The sequence below is a fragment of the Terrimesophilobacter mesophilus genome, from assembly GCF_014200375.1.
Taxonomy (GTDB): domain Bacteria; phylum Actinomycetota; class Actinomycetes; order Actinomycetales; family Microbacteriaceae; genus Terrimesophilobacter; species Terrimesophilobacter mesophilus.
The window spans coordinates 848,372-866,238 of sequence record NZ_JACHBP010000001.1 but is presented as its reverse complement, the minus strand read 5'-3'; the positions used below and the strand labels follow the sequence as shown (position 1 = coordinate 866,238).

The window sequence follows — 17,867 nt, the reverse complement described above, 5'->3', positions numbered from 1 at the left end:
CTCGGATGGGCCTGGCGCTGTCTACCCGCATCCGGGGGACATGCCCGGGAATACTCAAGCAGGTCTCGACTACTCTGTCTACCCTTGTGACGAAAGGTTGTGGATAACCTCACGCCCGTGACGGTGCGGATGGCTAACGTCTCACCATGCGCTGGAACAACCTCTTCGATGACCTCGAAAGTCAGCTCGAACACGAGCTCGGGGCTGAGGACAGCGACCTTCAGGCGGAGGAGGAGAGGCTGCGCATCGGGCGCATGAGCATCCGCGACCGGCTGTGGGCACTTCACGAGCACTCTGCGGGTGCCCGGTACCTCGTGCGACTGGACGTGGGCGGCTCGCTGATCAGAATCGCCCCGTCCGGACTGGGAAAGGACTGGCTGTCCGGTTCGGTCGTGGGCGAGGCCGAGCACCGCATTCAGGTCATCGTGCCGCTCCGTTCGATCCGCGGGATCATCCTGGATCGGGACCAGACGTCGAACAGCGTTGCCGTCCCGTCGCGCGCCGGACACACCGGCCTTTCGGTGCGGCTCGGGATGGCGTTCGTGCTTCGGGACCTGTGTCGTCGGCGATGCGAACTCGACCTGGTTCTGGTTGGTGCCACCGTTCACGGGACGATCGATCGGGTGGGAAGGGACCACGTCGACATCGCCGTCCACGAAGCGGGTACCCCTCGCCGCTCGAGCGCGGTCGCCCAGTACCGCATCGTCCCGATCGATCAGGTGCTCCTGGTGCGGTGGTGACTCTCGCCGAAGGCGAATTCGGCGACGTTGCCGAAATCCGACTGGTTCCAGAGGCTCGACCGCCTGGATTCCTCGTACTTCGCCTCGATGTAGGACTCGAGCACATCCCTCTCCACCCGCCACTGCCCCTTGCTGCCGATCCTGATGGCCGGAAGCTCGCCAGACCGGACCAACGAGTACGCCTGGCCGGCCGAGATGTTGAGCACGTCGGCCGTATCGGTGATCGTGAGGAACCGTGCGAGGGGGTGGGGGCTGGGATCGTTCATGCCTCGATTATCGGCGGGATCACCGGCGCAGGACCGGGCTGTGGATAACTTTCGATGGTCTGCGCCCGGGAACACCACCATAGTGGCGGGCACACCAGCCCATCGACATCCGGGGAGGACGCCATGGCCGGCTCGCGTGACACCGTTCGGAAGGGCCGCTCCGCGCGGTTCCGGATCGATCCTCGCCTCGTTATCGGGCTCCTGCTCGTGGTCGCATCGGTGACCGGCGTGTACACGATCGTCTCGGCGGCGGACCGCTCCGCGCTCGTGTATTCGGCGACCGCAGCGCTCACGCCGGGGGAGCGCGTGTATCCGGCGGATCTCGCACTGTCGACCGTGCGTCTCGGCGACACGATCGACCACTATCTGGCCGCAGGCGATCTCTCAAGCGATGGCGTCCTCATCACCCGCGCGGTCGCGGCCGGTGAGCTCATCCCCGCGTCCGCGGTGGGGTCGCCGGCGAGCCTTCGCCTGGCATCCGTCGTCGTGGGCGTCAGCGGCCAGTTGTCGAGGTCCATCGCACCGGGAGCGGTCGTCGACGTGTGGGCCTCCGCGGTGTTGGATGACCGGATGTTCGGCCCGCCCACCGTCCTCGTCGGATCCGCCACGGTCGTCAGGGTGCTCGACTCGAGCGGGATCATCGCCAACGACAGGGCGCGCGCGGTCGAACTGCTCATACCCCGCGACCGGATCGCCAGGGTGCTCGAGGCGATCGCCGACGAGAGCGCCGTGTCGCTGGTGCCCGTGAGCATCCCGATGACGAGGTGATGGTGCACTCCCTCGCCGTGTTCGTGCCCGGAAGCGAGGGCCGCAGGCTCGCGCACGAACTCGAACGAAACGGTCATCGCGTCATCGCACAGGCGAAGCGGATCGACGAGATCGTCGACCTTCTGCCGAACGGCGAGCTCGATGCGATAGTGGTCACCGCGCGAGGAGACATCCTGTCGTCACAGCTTCTTGCCTTGTGCGACACCGCCGGCGTGAGGACCGTAGCGCTCGCGGCGAGCGACGGCGAGCGGCGCTACGCGGCGGACCTCGGGCTTCGCGAAGTGCTCGACGCGACGGCATCCGTCACGGAGATCGAAGCACTTCTCGACGACGGCCCCGGCATCGGCGACGCCGTTCGCTCTGCGGCGGGCCACGTCGACGACGACACTGAGCCCGCTCCCGCGCGCGGGGAGGTCATCGCCGTGTGGGGTCCGGCCGGCGCACCCGGACGCACCACGGTCGCCATCTCGATCGCCGCAGAACTCGCGGCAGAGGGTTTCTCCGTGGCGCTCGCGGACGCCGACACCCACAGCGGCTCGATCGCGCCGACCCTCGGCCTGCTCGATGAGGCCCCCGGATTCGCAGCGGCGTGCAGGCTCGCGGCGACAGACAGCCTGGCGACATCCGAGTTGGAGCGGGTTGCAGAGCGGTACTCGACCCCGCACGGCAGTTTCTGGGTTCTGACCGGCATCGGCCGCCCACACCGCTGGCCGGAGCTGTCAGGAGACCGCGTGTCCGCCACGCTCGCCGCGTGCCGGGTTTGGGTGGACTACACCGTCGTCGACACCGGGTTCAGCCTCGAGAACGATGAGGAGATCTCCAGCGACCTGTTCGCTCCTCGGCGGAATGCCGCGACGATCTCGGCGCTGAGGGACGCCGACCGCGTGGTCGCCGTCGGCGCAGGGGATCCGGTCGGGCTGTCACGATTCCTTCGCGCGCACGTCGACCTCGTGGACATCGTCGAGGCCGAGCGCGTGCTCACGGTCATGAACCGCATCCGGGGCAGTGTGATCGGAGCGAATCCCTCAGCTCAGGTCGAGCAGACGCTGCGTCGGTTCGGCGGCATCGTCGAGCCGACCATGGTGCCGCACGACCAGGGCGCACTGGATGCGGCGATCCTCGCCGGAAAGACGCTCAGGGATGTCGCTCCGAAATCCGGCCCTCGAATCGCGATCAACCGCTTCGTGTCGACGCGGATCATTCCGTCTCGTGACGTGCCGGCACGATCCCCATCGGCTCGGATGGTCTCGAAACGGATCAGTCGCCGAGCCGGATGACCTCCACGGCGGACTTCGCGCCCGCCACGACGAGCACGTGGCCGGCCTCGACACCGTCGAGGGCCTTCGCAAGAGCGGCGCCGTCCGCTTCGCCGTGCACGGCATCCGCTCGTCGTAACACCGTCACGCGCGCGCCGGTCGCCGCACGGATCGCGTCGGCCGCATCGGTTCCGCCCGATGCCGTCACGAGCGTCACGCGGTCGATCCTGCGAACCTGCTCATGCCCGATGGAGTTGCTGCGATCGCTCCGCCAGATGGCGAAGTGGTACGCGGCCACGAGCACCGTCGCCGCGAGGAGGCCGATCGCCTGCCGCGAGCGGTCGATGAAGCTTCCGCCGTTCGCACTGTCGAGCAGGAATGAGAACAGCTGGAACCCGATGACGAGCAGCGTGATGAGCGCCACGAGAGCGCTCAACCCGAAGATCACCACGAGGTAGACGCGCCGACCGGGCGTTGCCACGCGTCCCGGCGATGACGCAGAAACCGGCCGCCAGGTCACCCACCACAGCGCACCGCCGACGAGCAGGGCGCTGATGCCGCCGAGCAGGAGATTGCGGATGTTGTCGGCGACGAGCGTCGAGGCGAACGTCGCGAGGAGTGCGTTCACGGTGACACCGACACCGGTCGCGGCGAAGGCGAGGGCCACGCCGGAGGTCACGAGTCGGGTCGCGGACGCGATCACCGGCGGATGCGCCGCGACGACGCGCACGTGGTACACGAGGGTGAGCGCACCGAACGCTGCGCAGGCGATGGCGATCCCGAGCGGGTCGAGCAGGACAGCGAGCGGGTCCGTGGAGCCGGTCACGAGTTCGAGGATCGTGGCGAGTGTGAGCGTGACGCCGAACGCGAACACGGCGAAGGCCGCGAAGCCCGTGATGAAGACGAGCAGCACATTCGCGAAGCCGGTCGTCTGCTTGCACACGCCGACCCGGAACCAGTGCCACCACCAGAGGATGCCGCCACCGACCGCCCAGACGAGAGGCTGCACGATCGGCTCCCAGGTGGAACCGCTCACGACGAGCTGGCCGAAGGCATCCACGGTGGAGTCGATGAGGCCGGAGAGTGAGAACACGAGCCCGCCCACTCCGTAGGTGAGCCCGACAAGCGACGCGATCGCCGGGGCGACCCCGACGAGCCTCGTCGGACCCTTCGCCGGGTGGCGCCACATCCAGTAATGCCAGAGCCACACGAGACCCCAGACGATGCCCGTCGCGAGTCCTCCCGGCTGCCAGTCGCCGGCGAGCGCCTGTGCTGCCCAGCCGAAGAGCGACGTCGTGAAGGTGATGAGCGCGATGGTCGATGTGATGACGAGATAGACCGGCCAGGCGACGGATGCCCGATCGCGCGCACTCGCGCTTGTGCGCCAGACGAGCCACCACAGCAACGCGGCGAGCGGACCGGCGATGAGCGAGAACGCGAGATTTTGGGCCAGACCGTAGTTGTCGTAGGAGACGATGCTCCGGTCGGGCCCGAGGGCACGTTCGAGAAGTCCACTCAGGCCCATCGCGGCGATGATGACCATGACGAGCAGGAGCAGGTAGGTGATCACCCTGCGGACGGTCTGCACGCCGCCGACGGCGGGTGCGGGAGCGGCAGGCGGTGCCTGCGCTGCCGAAGCCAGCGGCGATGCCGGTGCGGAGTCTGGCGCGCTCACTGGTTGCCCTCCATTTTGTAGCAGATCATGAGTTGCCACGGGGTGGAGTCGATCTTCCAGTTCGACCCGCCCTCCCGCACGAGCGTGAACGACTCTTCCGACTCATAGGATGCGCCGCCGAACACACCGCTGTTCGGGTCGTTCGCGATCGTCACGCGCACCGTGGCGGTGTCACCGAAGACCTTCGTGGAGACGAGCGTGACGCGTACGCTCGACAGGATGCCGACATCCGACGTGTCGCAGTTGTCGCGAAGCTCGCTCGACAGGAGCTTCATGGCGGCGTCGCGGTCGCCGGAGACGACCGTGTTCGTGTAGGTCTGCACGACGCCCTCCGGCGTCGACGGATCGAGCACGGCAGGACCGCCCCGCGTGAATACCACCACGAGAGCGAGAATCACCACCGCTGCGATGATCGAGAGAATGACGATGAGCGTCCGGTCAGGCCTGCCAGAGGGGGTCTGCATAAGGCCAGCATGCCGTATCGGGGTACGCCTAGGCTAGTCGCGTGTCGACACTTTCTGATCTCGTCCAGGCGCACGGTCGGGCGACCGATGAAGACATCGATTGGCTGCACCTCCTGGTGAGTGATCTGCAGCTTCTGGCGGACCTCGCCTTCGCCGATATCGTCCTCTGGGTGCCGACCAGGGAGGGCGGATTCGTCGCGGTCACCCACGCTCGCCCATCGTCGTCTGCGACGCTGTTCTACCGGGATTTCGTGGGCCAGGAGATCAAACCGGAGTGGAGCGGACTCGTCTCGGCGGCGTATGACTCGGCGGCCATCACAGACTCGTCGGCGCCCGACTGGTACGAGGAGACGCCGACCAGAGTGCGGGCGGTGCCGGTCATGCGCAGGCTCGTCCCCGGCGCACCTGAGCTCACGGAGCATCCGATCGCCATCCTCACCCGGCACACGAACCTGAGCGAGGCGCGCACGCCGAGCCGGCAGGAGCTCACATTCAACGAGTGCGCGAACGAGCTGTTCGCGATGGTGGCCGCAGGCGTGTTCCCGGATCTCGTGGCGCCGACCGGGCCGAGGCGCGGCGCGCCCCGCGCATCCGATGGCCTCCTGACGCTCGACGTCGACGGCATCGTGACCTTTGCGAGCCCCAACGGGCTCTCCGCATTCAACCGCATGGGATTCGTCGGCGAGCTCGAGGGGGAGTCTCTCGCGGAGGTCACCTCGGATCTGCTCGAGAACGCGATCGCCATCGACGAGTCTCTGCCCCTCGTCGTCACGGGGCGCGCGCCGTGGCGCACCGACCTCGAGGCGCGGGGGGTTTCGGTGTCGCTTCGAGCGATCCCGCTTCGGGAGAACGGCGAGCGGGTCGGCGCGATCGTGCTGAGCCGGGATGTCACGGAGTTGCGGCACCAGGAGCAGGAACTCCTGACCAAGGATGCGACGATCCGCGAGATCCACCATCGGGTGAAGAACAACCTTCAGACCGTCGCCTCGCTTCTGCGGATCCAGGCGCGGAGGTCGCACTCGGAGGATGCCCGCGACTCGCTCAATCACGCCATGCGCCGGGTGGGCGCCATCGCGGTCGTGCATGACACCCTGAGCGAGGGACTCAGCCAGAACGTGGACTTCGACGCCGTGTTCGAGCGTGTGCTCCTGCTCATCGCCGAGGTCGCGTCCCCGCACCAGACGAAGGCGCACCCGGTTTCCACCGGGAGTTTCGGCGAGTTGCCGAGTGCTTATGCGACGCCGCTCGCTCTCGCGCTCACCGAACTCGTCACGAACGCTGTCGAACACGGTCTTGCCGGGCGCGAAGGCGAGGTGGAGATCAACGCGCATCGCACGAGCGAGACGCTGAGCGTGAAGGTGCGCGACAACGGAGTTGGACTCGCCGAAGGAAAGGTCGGTACGGGGCTCGGTACGCAGATCGTGCGCACGCTCATCCAGGGCGAGCTCGGAGGCACGATCGACTGGCACACCATCATGGGCAGCGGCACGGAGGTCACGATCGAAGTGCCGATGACGTGGTTGAGGAAGACGTAACCCGACGCGTTGGTTTCGATGCGCCCGAAGGGCTGCGCGGCCGATGCTTTCGTGGCCCGCTGAGTACCGAGGTTGTCAGGAGGCGCGACGTGCGCGGGCGGCGCGGCGCTTGAGGGCGCGGCGCTCATCCTCGCTCAATCCGCCCCAGACTCCGGAGTCCTGGTTGGTCTCCAGCGCGTACTGGAGGCACATCTCGCTCACGGTGCAGCGCGCGCAGACGGCCTTCGCCTTCTCGATCTGATCGACGGCGGGGCCGGTGTTCCCCACGGGGAAGAACAGCTCGGGGTCGGCAGTGAGGCAAGCGGCTTTGTCGCGCCAGTCCATGATGATTTCGCTCCTAATTCGTACGCGTGAGTGCACAGCTCAAGAACCCTGATTCGGGTGAGAACGATGCTTTGGGATATGCCCACGCCACTGTGAGCGGCAAATCAACCTCAACTAGACTCTCATACCGGTTGGAGCAAATCAATAGGTTTGGATGGGATGTCGCTGTGAGTGACGACAACGCGGAAGCGGGTGGTGCACCGTCACGCCGTCCGCGGACGCTCACCCTGCTGGCCGCACTCCTGTTCCTCGAGGCCGCATTCCTGGCCGCCCTCGCCGCGTTTCTCGTGTTCGAACTCGTCACAGAGGTGCCGACATCGTTGGCGAGCGCTCTCAGCATCCTCGTGCTCGTCGTCCTTGCCGCGGCGTGGCTCGTGTTCGTCGGGGTAGGAGCTCTTCGCGCCCGACCCTGGGTGCGGGCGGCGGCGCTCACCTGGCAGGTGCTCCAGCTCGCGGTCGCGATCGGGAGTTTTCAGGGCCTGTTCGCGAGGGATGACATCGCCTGGTACCTGCTCGTGCCGGCTGTGCTGGTGATCGGTCTGCTCTTCACGCGATCGGTCATGACTGCGACGCGGCGTCCATAGGGCGGCCTCAGGCGTCGAGGCCCAGGCGCTTGCGGAGCATGGCGACGTGGCCCGTCGCCTTCACGTTGTAGAGGGCGAGTTCGATCCTGCCCGCCTCGTCGACGACGAAGGTGGAGCGCAGCGTGCCGGTCACCAGGTTCCCATACAGGGACTTCTCCCCCCACGCCCCGTAGGCCTTGTGCGTCTCGAGGCCGGGATCGCTGAGAAGCGGGAACGTCAGCCCCTCCTCGTCTTTGAACTTCACGAGGGCGGGGAGCTCGTCCTTGGAGAGCCCGAGGACCTGATACCCGGCCGAACCGAGGGAGTTGAGATTGTCGCGGAAGTCGCAGGCCTCCGTGGTGCATCCGGGCGTGGATGCCGCGGGGTAGAAGTACACGATGACCTTCTTCCCCCGGTAATCGGAGAGCGAAACCGATGCTCCGTTCTCATCGCTGAGAGTGAACGACGGGGCGGTATCGCCCGGCTGAAGTGTCACGGTTTCCGACATGGTGCCTCCGATGGCTGAATTGCTGGGCGACTTTCCGGCCCCTGCCTCTCATGCTAATCTTGTTCGTCGGCCCGGGTTTCACGACCGGGCCTGCGCACCTCTAGCTCAATTGGCAGAGCAACTGACTCTTAATCAGTGGGTTCCGGGTTCAAGTCCCGGGGGGTGTACCAGAGAAGCTGTTCTGGCCACGACGTCGCGCACGGTGGATGCCGTACTCGCGCCAGGTGAGGACGACCATGACGATGTCGAACACGGTGAGCAGCAGCAACCACCAGGAGAAGTCGAGTACGAGCTGGTAGGCCTGATACCCGACAAAGACGACGAGGAACCCGATCATCCATGGGTAGGCCCACAGCCTGTCCCGGAGAACCGCCCAGACCAATACGACCTTGACGAGACCGTGAAGCAGCAGATAGGCCGCGCCGAACAGCGTCGCGGAGGCGCCCAACCCGTTCGTGAGGCGCAACAGGTTCGTCGCGATGAGGTCATTCGGGTCCTCGGAGAGCTCGTGCTGGGTCAGGATGCGCGCGATCGCGCTGATCCGCTCGGGTGAGACGGCGAGCAGAAGGATGCCGCCGACGAGTTCGAGGACTCCGTCGAGACCCTTCAGGACCAGGACCGCCCAGAAGATCCTGTCCAGCCACGTCGTAGTCGAGAGCTCCGGTCGATCCCCTGCGCGGTTCACGCGACCATCGTTGCATTCAAGCCTGTGACGCGGAGGAACACACCGACGCTCGCCCACCGTGTGCGGGCGGATTCGTCAGCGCCGTCGGTGCGCACGGTGTCGCGGTCGGGCTGACGATCACCGCTCTCGGTGCTCTGCGCCCGGCTCCACGGGGTGGTTCTGCGAGTCAGGTCAGCGGTCGATGCGGTGCATGATGTGCACGGGGATGAACACTCCGGCGCACACAGCGAGCAGGCCGCCGGCGAATGTCACGAGACCGAGGTTCTCCGCGACGTCGAACGCGCTTCCCATGAGGAAGAGGCCCAGGGCGAAGAGCGCGAAGGAGACGACGAAACCGATACCGTTCATGACCCCATCTTAGGATGCCGATGGCTTCTTCGGGGCCGATCGGGGAGCAGCCTTCGTCGACGGCTTCGGAGTGCGGGGAACGCTCGGCGCCGGCTTCGTGGGAGCCTTGGCCGACGTCGATGGCGTGGTCCGCGCCGGCGCCGCGGGAGCGGCTGCCGCTGCGGTTTCCACCGCGGCCGTGGTCGGCGCCGTCGCCGCGCTCGTCTTCGCGGTCGCCGCGGGAGCCGCATCCGGCGCGGTCTTGGCCGAGGCGGAGGCATCCGGTGCAGCAGGGGCGGTGGGCGCAGCAGGCGGCGTCACGGGGCGGGGCGGCTCGTTCTTGGCGATGTAGATCTGCGCGGCCCGCGTGCCGACGAGCAGGAACCGCACCAGGAGGAAGATGACCGCGACGGTGATGGCGAAGCAGATGAGCCAGACTACTCCGAAGAACACGCTTCCGATGATGGACAGGAAGCCGTGGCCGAAGCCCCAGCCGAAGTCGGGCATGAACATTGCTACTCCTCGAGTTCGTCGATGTCGCGTTCCTTGAGGACTGTCCCGACCGCAACCGCGATCGTCAGGCCCCAGATGATCCACATGAGGCCGAGTCGCCAGTCGCGTGGCCCCTTACGGGTCGCCTGCACGGTGCTCCAGCCGCCGAAAACGGCGCTCAGCATCGTGCCGCTGAAAATGAACTTCCTCATTCCTCAACGCTACCGTGCCCGTTCAGGCCGAGGGAATTCACAGATGCGATACACAGGTCGCGCATAGGCTGGCGACATGCCCAGGCGGTATGTCGACCGGTATGGCGATCGGTCAACTGACCGGTTCGTCGATCGCCAGGATGCCGGCCGGGCGCTCGCTGCCCGCCTCACGGATGCCGACGGGACGAGAGCGATCGTGCTCGCCCTTCCACGCGGCGGGGTTCCGGTCGCTGCGGTCGTGGCCAGTGCACTCGGCGCGCCGCTCGACGTCATCGTGGTACGAAAGGTCGGTGTGCCCGGCCAGTCCGAGCTCGCGATGGGCGCACTCGCCTCGATTGCCGGATCGGTCGTCGAGGTGCGCAACGATTCGGTGCTGCGTTCGGTGGGGCCGGATGCTCTGCGCCGGTTCGATGAGGTCGCCGCCGTCGAGCGGGCGGAGCTCGAGCGGCGGCAGGAGTCGTATCGTGCCGGGCTTGCGCCGCTGACTGTCCGCGGGAGCGATGTCATCCTGGTGGACGACGGTATCGCGACGGGGGCAACCATGCGCGCGGCGATCATGGCGCTCGCGACGAGTGGGCCGGCATCCGTGACGGTCGCGGTTCCCGTGGCGCCGGCCGACACCGTGGCGGAACTCGAGGCGCTCGTCGACCGGGTCGTCTGCGTGAGGGTGCCGGAACCGTTCTGGGCGGTCGGGCAGGCCTATCTCGACTTCACGCAGACCACGGATGCCGAGGTGCGGCGGTTGCTGCGAGCGTGACGGGGGTTCGGGGGCTCGGTGCGCTCGGTCGGACTCGGCGCGGCCGCTCTGCCCGCTCGGTTTGGGCCGAGTCCGGCTCGGCGAAACTCCCCTCCCTGACAGGCCTGTGGAAAATAACTTCTCCACCAATGTTGAAAATCACTGGAATACATATCTCCGAGTCGGAGAGAATCATTGCATGTCCACATTCGAACAATCGCTCGTCGAATCCGCAGCAGCGGTCGCGACGTTCGGTGCGAGTTCCGCGGACTACGACGCCCTCACGGATGAGCGGGTCATCGAACTGGGGGTGGCCATCGCGGCTCTCGAGCGCGCCTTCGGGCTCGTCAAGACGCAGCACGCCGCCCAGATCGCCCGCAGGTCCCGACGGGAGTTCGGGCACACCGGATTGGCTGCACGAAACGGGTTCGCCTCTCCCCAGAAGCTGCTTCAGGAGGTCACCAAGGTGACGGCCCGGGAGGCGGGGCAACTCGTCGCGCTGGGTAATGCCATGGGGGAGGCCGAAGCCGCACGCGAACTCATCGACACCGGTGTGACGGAACTCGGCGGGGTTCCGGTGGAACCGGCGTGGGACGAACCCATCTGCCAGGCGATCACCACCGGTACCCTCACCGTCGACTGCGCAGACGCACTTCGTCGCGGGCTCGGGCAACCGACCGTCACCGTCACCGGCGGCATGCTCAGCGACGTGGCCGAGCGGCTCATCCGGGAGAAGTCGAATCTCAGCGCCGACCGGATATTGAAGGCTGCGCGCCTGGAGCGGGACCTCATCGACCTCGACGGCATCCAGGCCAGGCAGCAGGAACTCTACGAACGCGGCGGAGTGAGACTGTCGTCGCAACCGGACGGGATGTGGCGCCTGACCGGGCAGCTCGACCCGGAGTCGGCGGCCATCCTGACAACTGCTCTCGACCCCTATACGAGCCCCCGGCGTGGTGGTCCGCGATTCACGCGGCCCGACGATGCCGCCAGGGCGCAGGCCATCATCGATGACCCGCGCACGACGGAGCGGCTCACGCTCGACGGCCTGCTTGAACTCGTGACGCTCGGTGCGTCGGTCGATCCGCAGAAGATGCAGCCGAAACGGCGAACGCTCGTCAAGATCGTGACGACGGTCGACACCGTCGTGGAGGTTCCGCGAAACGGGGCCGAGGCCGATGCGGGAGCCCAGAAAGGACGCGGCTTCGGCGTGCTCGAGGACAATGGGGAGGTCGTATCGGCGGCGACGGTCCAGCTCAGTGTGTGCGACGGGGACACGCTCGAACTGACCATCGATCGGAACGGAAGGCCGCTCGATCTCGGGCGAACCAGCCGGCTCTACGACCGCCGCCAGCGCGAAGCGCTCGCCGCTCGAGACGGCGGATGTCTCTGGCCCGATTGCGATCGGCCTCCCGCGTTCACCGAGGCGCACCATACGAGACAGTGGAAGCGCGACCGAGGTCGAACGGATGTCGACGACGGCGTGCTGCTGTGCCGATTCCATCACCTCCAGTTGCACAACAATCACTGGGAGATCGAGCGGCGAGACGCCGAGTTCTGGCTCATTCCACCGCCCACGGTCGACGCCGCCAGGGTGCCCGTGAAGCTGTGCTCCAAGAATCCGCTCCTGGAGCACCTGCGGAGAGCCGCGACGGGTTGACCGTCGCACGGTCGCTGAACCGGTTGACGAGCGGCATGGTCCCGCACGACGCCGCACGGTCGGCACTGGCTGAGAGTTCGCTCCGAAACTGACCGATCGGACAGGATCTGACCGATCGGTCAGCTATTGTGAAATCCATGTCCACGAGTGCCGAAGACCTGCGTGCCATCGCGCTCACGGAGTTCGCGACATCCGGATACGCCGGCACGTCGATACACCGCATCGCCGACCTCGCCGGCCTCTCCAAATCGAGCGTCCTGTACCACTTCGCGTCGAAGGACGCCCTCCTGGAAGCGGTCGTCACACCCGCGATCGAGCGTATGCAGCAGATCCTCGAATCAATGGCGAGTCGACCGGTCACGAAGGCGAGCCGTCGCGAGTTCATCGCCGACTTCGTCGACTTCCTGCTGCAACACCGTCTCGAGGTGCACCTGTTCATCAACCAGGGCCCATCCCTGATCGACGTCCCCGTCGTCGACAGGGCCAACGAACTCGTCCAGCACCTCGCCGATTTCTTCGCGTCGACAGCGATGAGCACCGAGCACCGGATGCGGTTCGGAGTCGCACTCGGCGGCGCGGCGTACATGCTCGTCACCCAGCAGACTGTCGGTGCGGTCGACGCGCCCGACGAGGAGATCCGCTCGTCACTCATCACCATCATCACCGAACTGCTGGCGCCCGTGCCGGTCTCGACCCACCAGGAGTAACCGCGTGGCAACCCTGCTCTATCGGCTCGGCCGGTACTCATTCCGGCGCCCGTGGCGCGTCATCGGCGTCTGGCTCGTCCTCCTCGTCGCGATCCTCGGCGGTGGCATCGCGCTCGGCGGCCAATCACAGGAAGCGTTCGCCATCCCCGGCACCGAATCCCAGAACGCGCTCGACCGTCTCGAGGCCGTGTTCCCGCAGGTCGCGGGGGCGAGCGCGGAGGCGGTCTACGTCGCACCGGACGGTGCGAGTGTCAGCAGTCCGGCGTTCACCGCGTCGATCTCGCAGATGGCCACTGCGATGGAGGACATCCCCGGCATCAACTCGGTCACGACGCCGTTCGACGAATACGCCGGGAAGCAGCTCAGCGACGACGGCACGATGGCGATCACGCGCATCCAGTTCGACGAGGTGTCCTCGTCGGTGACGGATGCGACGCTCACCGCACTCAAGAAGACCGCGTCGATCGCCGAAGACGCCGGACTGACAGTCGAATTCGGCGGTCAGGTGTTCCAGGACACCACCTTCGGCATCACGATCACCGAGGTGTTCGGCCTCGTGTTCGCGGCCATCGTCCTGCTCGTCACCTTCGGTTCCCTCCTCGCCGCCGGGATGCCCCTTCTGACTGCGCTCCTCGGCGTGGGAATAGTCATCGGCGGGATCACGACGGCGTCCGCATTCACGACCATCTCCAGCTCGGCCCCGCTGCTCGCACTCATGATCGGCCTCGCGGTGGGGATCGACTACACGCTCTTCATCCTCTCGAGGCACCGCAATCAGCTCGCAACGGGCGACGACCCGCAAGAGTCCGCGGCGACAGCCGTCGGGACAGCGGGAAGTGCTGTCGTCTTCGCCGGAGTGACCGTCATCATCGCACTGCTCGGGCTACTCGTCGTGGGGATACCGTTCCTGAGCGTCATGGGCATCGGTGCCGCGTTCGCCGTACTCATCGCGATCGGCGTCGCGACGACGCTCCTCCCCGCCATGCTCGGGCTCGCCGGTGTGCGGCTGCGCCCCAGGGCGGGGTCGCGGGCCGAGAAGCGCGCGCTCGCGCACGCTGCGGAGCACGCTGCGGCGCACGCCTCGGCGAACGTCTCAGGGCACGATCCAGCCGGGCGCAGCATGGGGCTGCGCTGGGTGACCGGCGTCATGCGGCATCCGATCGTCGCCTCGGTGGCCGTCGTCGGTCTGCTCGGTGCGCTCGCCGTGCCGGCGCTCAGCCTGCAACTGAGCCTTCCGGATGGCGGTGCAGAGCCGGCGGGGTCCACCCAGCGGCTCGCGTACGACCACGTGACCGAGGGGTTCGGTGCCGGCTACAACGGCCCGCTCGTCGTCGCCGTCGACATCACCCAGACGACCGACATCATGAACGACCTCGAGCGGATCGGTCATGACCTCCGACAACTCGACGGCGTGGAGTGGGTGAGCCAGGGGCTTCCGGATGCCGGCCTCGACACCGCGATCATCCAGGTCGTTCCCTCCAGCGCGCCCGACGCGGAGGCGACCAAGAGGCTCGTGCAGTCCATCCGGGACCTCGCACCGACGATCGACGCGGAGTACGACACGAAGATCTTCGTGACCGGCACGACAGCCGTCGGCATCGACATCTCGAACCGGCTCTCCGCCGCGCTCGTGCCCTTCGGGCTCATCGTCGTCGGACTCTCGATCGTGTTGCTCATGATGGTGTTCCGCTCCGTCCTGATCCCCATCAAGGCCGCGCTCGGGTTCCTGCTGTCCGTCGTCGCAGCGTTCGGCGTGACCGTCGCGGTCTTCCAGTGGGGATGGCTCGGCGACCTGCTGCAGCTGACATCGACGGGACCCATCCTGAGCTTCATGCCCATCATCCTCATGGCGGTGCTGTTCGGGCTCGCCATGGACTACGAGGTGTTCCTCGTGTCGGGGATGCGCGAAGAGTTCGTGAAGACCGGCAGCTCGAGAACGGCGATCTCGCGCGGGTTCGCCAACGGTTCGCGCGTCGTCACGGCGGCAGCGCTCATCATGTTCTTCGTCTTCTTCGCCTTCGTCCCCGAAGGCTCCGGCATGATCAAACCGATCGCGCTGGGCCTCGCGACCGGGATCGCCTTCGACGCATTCCTCGTGCGGATGACGCTCGGCCCCGCCATCATGGCCCTCCTCGGACGCGCGGCCTGGTGGATGCCCGGATGGCTGTCCCGCCTCCTTCCCAACATGGACATCGAGGGTGAGCACCTTCGCGGTCACCTCGACGAGGTGGCGTGGACCGAGAACCAGCGTGGCGACGCCATCACCGCGGAGCGACTCGTGGTCGCGGTGAGCGGAACATCGCCGACACCCGAAGTCGTCGGACCGTTCGACCTGCGGGTGCCCACCGGGGCGATCCTGACCGTCACAGGGTCTGCACTCGACCGACGCCTCATCGCGGCGACGCTCGCCGGCCGGGTGCCCGTCCTGTCCGGGCGTGTCCAGGTGGGAGGGCATCCGCTGCCGTCCGAGGTCGCGCGCGTCGCAAGACGGGTCGCGATGATGGATATCGGCATCCTCGATCGCGGGGACGCCGACCCCGCTCTCGGTGAGCTGTTCGAGGAACGACTGCGCGTCACGCTTCCCTGGTACCGCGCCTGGCCGAGTGGCAGGATCGCCGCCCAGTGGATCGGCAGGCTGGGCCAGGTGCTCGATCGACCGCTCACCGTACGGTCACGTCTCGGGGCGTTGCCCGTACTCGACCGTGCGATTGCACTCTCCGCTGTGGCCCTGGCCGAACGTCCGACCATGATCGTGCTCGAGTTCTCGGGATACGAACTCACCGTCGACGAGCGCGACGACGTGCTGGCCGCCGTCGGCACGCTCGCGCCGGCGACCACGGCGATCGTGCTCAGCGCATCCGTGGCGGGCGACCGACCGCGTGCGACGTCGATCGGGCGCGCAGTAGTCGACCTCGACCTGCGCGCCCGAAACGACGACTCGGGCGACGACTCGGGCGACCACGCCGGCGACCAGTCAGACGACCGCTCAGATCACCATGCGATCCACCTCGCAGCCGAGCCCCTCGCGGGTCCGGCGGGCCACCGGGAAGGTACGACACCGTGAGCACATCGACCACTATGACACCGCGCTCTGGCGAACGGGCACGCTGGATCCGTCGCGCGACTATCGGCGCGATCATCCTCGTCCCGCTCGCGTTCGCCGGCCTCTTCATCGGCGCACTCTCGAAGGCCGACACCTCGCTCGATCGCATCCCGGCCGCGATCGTGAACAATGACACGCTCGTCTACACGACCGATTCGGGAACGAGGACACCGGTGTTCGCCGGGCGGCAACTCGTGACGGAGCTCACGGGCGACACGACGGGTGTGAACTGGACCGTCACGAACGACGAAGACGCGAAGAAGGCACTCGCCGCGGGGAAGGTCTACGCGATCCTCACGATCCCGAAGGACTTCTCCCCCTCGATCCTGTCGCTCTCGTCCTCGAAACCCCAGCGTGCAGACCTCGCCATCACGACCGACGACGCCCACAGCTATCTCTCCGGCGCGGTGGCGCAGTCCGTGGGGGAGGGCATGGCCTCCACCTTCGGCAAGGCCATCACCGCGCAGTACATCGCCGGCATCTATTCGAGCATGGGCGAACTGGGCACATCGCTCAGTTCGGCGGCGGATGGCGCCGGGTCCCTGTCGAGCGGAGCGAGCGACCTCGAGGCGGGGCTGTCGACCCTCGCCGACGGCGTCGCGACGGCGAGCGGAGGGGCCACAGGACTGGCCGGCGGGGTCCGCAGTTACACGGGTGGCGTCGATTCGTTGAGCAAGGGGCTTTTGCAACTGCGCTCGGGTGCCGCAGGGCTCACGGGTGTGAGCGACGGAGTCGAAGGGTTCACGGATTCGGTGACGGCCCTCGCACACGCGCTCGCGACCGCGAACGCGACCCTGCAGGCGAACCCGGGCGACCCCGTCGCGCTGGCCACCGTCAACACCCTGAGCGCACAGCTGACTGCCGCAGCAGCAGGCGGATCGACGCTGGCCGCACAGACGCAGGGAGCCGTGACGGGCATCCAGAGCGGCATCGCGTCCAGTGCCTCTGGCGCCGCCAGGCTGTCCGCCGGATCATCGGGGCTGAGAGACGGGGCATCCTCGCTCGCGAGCGGCCTGTCGAGCCTGTCGACCGGTGCGGCATCCGCATCGAGCGGTGCAGGCGAACTGGCCACGGGAGCGACGAGCCTGTCCGACGGGCTTTCGGCGGGGGCTGCCCGACTGCCGATCGGTGACACGGGCTCCTCGGCCGCGAACGCCGAGGTCGTCGCCGACCCGGTGTCGGTCACGGTGACGCGGGACAACGAGGTCGCCGGCATCGGCCAGGGGATCGCCACCTTCTTCGTGCCACTCGGCCTCTGGATCGGCGCGCTCGCCATCTTCCTGGTGATGCGTCCCGTGAACCCGCGTTCGCTGGGTTCGACCGCGGGCAACGGCCGACTCGTGGCGCATTCGCTCGCGAAGGCGTCGGCGATCAGTGCGGCGCAGGCCGTCCTGCTCGTCGCACTGCTCCATCTCGTGGTCGGCGTGACGTGGGCGGCGCTTCCGGCGACGCTCGGATTCTCACTGCTCATGGCGTTCGCGTTCACGGCGTTCCACTACCTGTTGACCGTCGGTCTCGGCAGGGCCGGTCTCGTCGTGTCGCTCTTCGTGCTGGCTGTCCAGGTCACGGCGACGGGCGGGCTGTATCCCGTGCAACTCCTCGCGACCCCGTTCCAGTGGGTGAGCCCGCTGCTCCCGCTCACCTACGGGGTGAGCGGAATGCAAGGGATCATCGCCCGGGCATCCGCCGGTCCGATCGTCGGCGCCGCGTTCGTGCTCGCCCTGTTCGCCGTGGGAAGCATCCTGCTGTCCCTGCTCGCGATCCGGAGGGTGAGGACGGCGCGATCGCTCGGTCTGGTGCCGGTGCGCACCGCCTGAGGAGGGCTACCGCGAGCTCCTCGGCCGAC

At 67.3% G+C, this 17,867-nt stretch carries 19 protein-coding genes and 1 tRNA gene; 11 read left to right on the top strand and 9 right to left on the bottom strand.

Annotated features, from left to right (window positions below):
• The first annotated feature begins 146 nt into the window (after positions 1-146).
• Positions 147-740 carry a hypothetical protein gene (locus BKA04_RS04305; protein ID WP_104095304.1) on the top strand — a complete coding sequence of 198 codons (594 nt, stop codon included), beginning with the start codon at positions 147-149 and terminating at the stop codon, positions 738-740.
• Here BKA04_RS04305 and BKA04_RS04300 read toward each other — a convergent pair.
• A complete protein-coding gene (locus BKA04_RS04300) occupies positions 716-1,006 on the bottom strand; it encodes a helix-turn-helix domain-containing protein (RefSeq protein ID WP_104095303.1) in 291 nt (96 codons plus the stop codon). The two genes, BKA04_RS04305 and BKA04_RS04300, sit on opposite strands and share 25 nt — an antisense overlap.
• 123 nt (positions 1,007-1,129) lie before the next feature.
• Between BKA04_RS04300 and BKA04_RS04295 the strand changes: the two genes are divergently transcribed.
• Positions 1,130-1,774, top strand: coding sequence for a hypothetical protein (locus BKA04_RS04295; protein WP_104095302.1), 645 nt, complete (start codon positions 1,130-1,132; stop codon positions 1,772-1,774).
• Entirely contained in the window at positions 1,774-3,051 is a 1,278-nt protein-coding gene (locus BKA04_RS04290; protein WP_104095301.1) for an AAA family ATPase, read from the top strand. Before BKA04_RS04295 ends, BKA04_RS04290 begins: the two co-directional genes overlap by 1 nt.
• On the opposite strand, the gene BKA04_RS04285 is transcribed toward BKA04_RS04290, so the two are convergent.
• On the bottom strand, positions 3,032-4,705 hold the full coding sequence (locus BKA04_RS04285) for a DUF5671 domain-containing protein (RefSeq protein WP_232841955.1): 1,674 nt from the start codon (positions 4,703-4,705) through the stop codon (positions 3,032-3,034). The two genes, BKA04_RS04290 and BKA04_RS04285, sit on opposite strands and share 20 nt — an antisense overlap.
• Complete coding sequence (locus BKA04_RS04280; RefSeq protein WP_104095300.1) at positions 4,702-5,169, bottom strand: nuclear transport factor 2 family protein; 468 nt, start codon at positions 5,167-5,169, stop codon at positions 4,702-4,704. The genes BKA04_RS04285 and BKA04_RS04280 overlap by 4 nt, the downstream gene beginning before the upstream one ends.
• 41 nt (positions 5,170-5,210) lie before the next feature.
• Between BKA04_RS04280 and BKA04_RS04275 the strand changes: the two genes are divergently transcribed.
• On the top strand, positions 5,211-6,704 hold the full coding sequence (locus BKA04_RS04275) for a sensor histidine kinase (RefSeq protein WP_104095299.1): 1,494 nt from the start codon (positions 5,211-5,213) through the stop codon (positions 6,702-6,704).
• Positions 6,705-6,779: 75 nt separating this feature from the next.
• Here the strand turns inward: BKA04_RS04275 and BKA04_RS04270 are convergent, their stop codons facing one another.
• On the bottom strand, positions 6,780-7,028 hold the full coding sequence (locus tag BKA04_RS04270; RefSeq protein WP_104095298.1) for a WhiB family transcriptional regulator: 249 nt from the start codon (positions 7,026-7,028) through the stop codon (positions 6,780-6,782).
• 167 nt (positions 7,029-7,195) lie between these two features.
• Here BKA04_RS04270 and BKA04_RS04265 point away from each other — a divergent pair, with 167 nt between their 5' ends.
• Positions 7,196-7,612, top strand: coding sequence for a hypothetical protein (locus BKA04_RS04265; protein WP_104095297.1), 417 nt, complete (start codon positions 7,196-7,198; stop codon positions 7,610-7,612).
• A gap of 7 nt (positions 7,613-7,619) precedes the next feature.
• On the opposite strand, the gene bcp is transcribed toward BKA04_RS04265, so the two are convergent.
• Entirely contained in the window at positions 7,620-8,099 is a 480-nt protein-coding gene (gene bcp, locus BKA04_RS04260) for a thioredoxin-dependent thiol peroxidase (RefSeq protein WP_104095296.1), read from the bottom strand.
• A gap of 94 nt (positions 8,100-8,193) precedes the next feature.
• Here bcp and BKA04_RS04255 point away from each other — a divergent pair.
• Positions 8,194-8,269: transfer RNA gene (locus BKA04_RS04255), tRNA-Lys, on the top strand.
• On the opposite strand, the gene BKA04_RS04250 is transcribed toward BKA04_RS04255, so the two are convergent.
• From BKA04_RS04250 to BKA04_RS04235, 4 genes are all read right to left on the bottom strand, one after another.
• Positions 8,248-8,784, bottom strand: coding sequence for a DUF2127 domain-containing protein (locus BKA04_RS04250; protein WP_167309663.1), 537 nt, complete (start codon positions 8,782-8,784; stop codon positions 8,248-8,250). The genes BKA04_RS04255 and BKA04_RS04250 overlap by 22 nt on opposite strands.
• A 171-nt stretch (positions 8,785-8,955) precedes the next feature.
• Positions 8,956-9,132, bottom strand: a complete 177-nt coding sequence (locus BKA04_RS04245; RefSeq protein WP_167309662.1) for a hypothetical protein — start codon at positions 9,130-9,132, stop codon at positions 8,956-8,958.
• A gap of 9 nt (positions 9,133-9,141) precedes the next feature.
• A complete protein-coding gene (locus BKA04_RS04240) occupies positions 9,142-9,624 on the bottom strand; it encodes a hypothetical protein (protein WP_104095294.1) in 483 nt (160 codons plus the stop codon).
• Positions 9,625-9,626: 2 nt separating this feature from the next.
• On the bottom strand, positions 9,627-9,815 hold the full coding sequence (locus BKA04_RS04235) for a hypothetical protein (RefSeq protein WP_104095293.1): 189 nt from the start codon (positions 9,813-9,815) through the stop codon (positions 9,627-9,629).
• Between the two features lie 76 nt (positions 9,816-9,891).
• Here BKA04_RS04235 and BKA04_RS04230 point away from each other — a divergent pair, with 76 nt between their 5' ends.
• The 5 genes from BKA04_RS04230 (at position 9,892) to BKA04_RS04210 (ending at position 17,838) form a co-directional block, all read left to right on the top strand.
• Positions 9,892-10,572, top strand: coding sequence for a phosphoribosyltransferase (locus BKA04_RS04230; protein WP_104095292.1), 681 nt, complete (start codon positions 9,892-9,894; stop codon positions 10,570-10,572).
• Between the two features lie 178 nt (positions 10,573-10,750).
• Positions 10,751-12,211 (top strand): HNH endonuclease signature motif containing protein, encoded by a 1,461-nt coding sequence (locus BKA04_RS04225; protein ID WP_167309661.1) that lies wholly within the window; start codon positions 10,751-10,753, stop codon positions 12,209-12,211.
• A 137-nt stretch (positions 12,212-12,348) separates the two neighbouring features.
• Complete coding sequence (locus BKA04_RS04220) at positions 12,349-12,918, top strand: TetR/AcrR family transcriptional regulator (protein WP_104095290.1); 570 nt, start codon at positions 12,349-12,351, stop codon at positions 12,916-12,918.
• Between the two features lie 4 nt (positions 12,919-12,922).
• Positions 12,923-15,982 (top strand): MMPL family transporter, encoded by a 3,060-nt coding sequence (locus BKA04_RS04215; protein ID WP_104095289.1) that lies wholly within the window; start codon positions 12,923-12,925, stop codon positions 15,980-15,982.
• Positions 15,979-17,838 (top strand): YhgE/Pip family protein, encoded by a 1,860-nt coding sequence (locus BKA04_RS04210; protein ID WP_232841954.1) that lies wholly within the window; start codon positions 15,979-15,981, stop codon positions 17,836-17,838. The genes BKA04_RS04215 and BKA04_RS04210 overlap by 4 nt, the downstream gene beginning before the upstream one ends.
• The last annotated feature ends 29 nt before the right edge of the window (positions 17,839-17,867 follow it).

Excerpts from the sequence above, each read along its gene's own strand:
- BKA04_RS04305 (WP_104095304.1), top strand. The coding sequence starts at position 147 with ATGCGCTGGAACAACCTCTTCGATGACCTCGAAAGTCAGCTCGAACAC.
- BKA04_RS04300 (WP_104095303.1), bottom strand. The coding sequence starts at position 1,006 with ATGAACGATCCCAGCCCCCACCCCCTCGCACGGTTCCTCACGATCACC.
- BKA04_RS04295 (WP_104095302.1), top strand. The coding sequence starts at position 1,130 with ATGGCCGGCTCGCGTGACACCGTTCGGAAGGGCCGCTCCGCGCGGTTC.
- BKA04_RS04290 (WP_104095301.1), top strand. The coding sequence starts at position 1,774 with ATGGTGCACTCCCTCGCCGTGTTCGTGCCCGGAAGCGAGGGCCGCAGG.
- BKA04_RS04280 (WP_104095300.1), bottom strand. The coding sequence starts at position 5,169 with ATGCAGACCCCCTCTGGCAGGCCTGACCGGACGCTCATCGTCATTCTC.
- BKA04_RS04270 (WP_104095298.1), bottom strand. The coding sequence starts at position 7,028 with ATGGACTGGCGCGACAAAGCCGCTTGCCTCACTGCCGACCCCGAGCTG.
- bcp (WP_104095296.1), bottom strand. The coding sequence starts at position 8,099 with ATGTCGGAAACCGTGACACTTCAGCCGGGCGATACCGCCCCGTCGTTC.
- BKA04_RS04245 (WP_167309662.1), bottom strand. The coding sequence starts at position 9,132 with ATGAACGGTATCGGTTTCGTCGTCTCCTTCGCGCTCTTCGCCCTGGGC.
- BKA04_RS04240 (WP_104095294.1), bottom strand. The coding sequence starts at position 9,624 with ATGTTCATGCCCGACTTCGGCTGGGGCTTCGGCCACGGCTTCCTGTCC.
- BKA04_RS04235 (WP_104095293.1), bottom strand. The coding sequence starts at position 9,815 with ATGAGGAAGTTCATTTTCAGCGGCACGATGCTGAGCGCCGTTTTCGGC.
- BKA04_RS04230 (WP_104095292.1), top strand. The coding sequence starts at position 9,892 with ATGCCCAGGCGGTATGTCGACCGGTATGGCGATCGGTCAACTGACCGG.
- BKA04_RS04225 (WP_167309661.1), top strand. The coding sequence starts at position 10,751 with ATGTCCACATTCGAACAATCGCTCGTCGAATCCGCAGCAGCGGTCGCG.
- BKA04_RS04220 (WP_104095290.1), top strand. The coding sequence starts at position 12,349 with ATGTCCACGAGTGCCGAAGACCTGCGTGCCATCGCGCTCACGGAGTTC.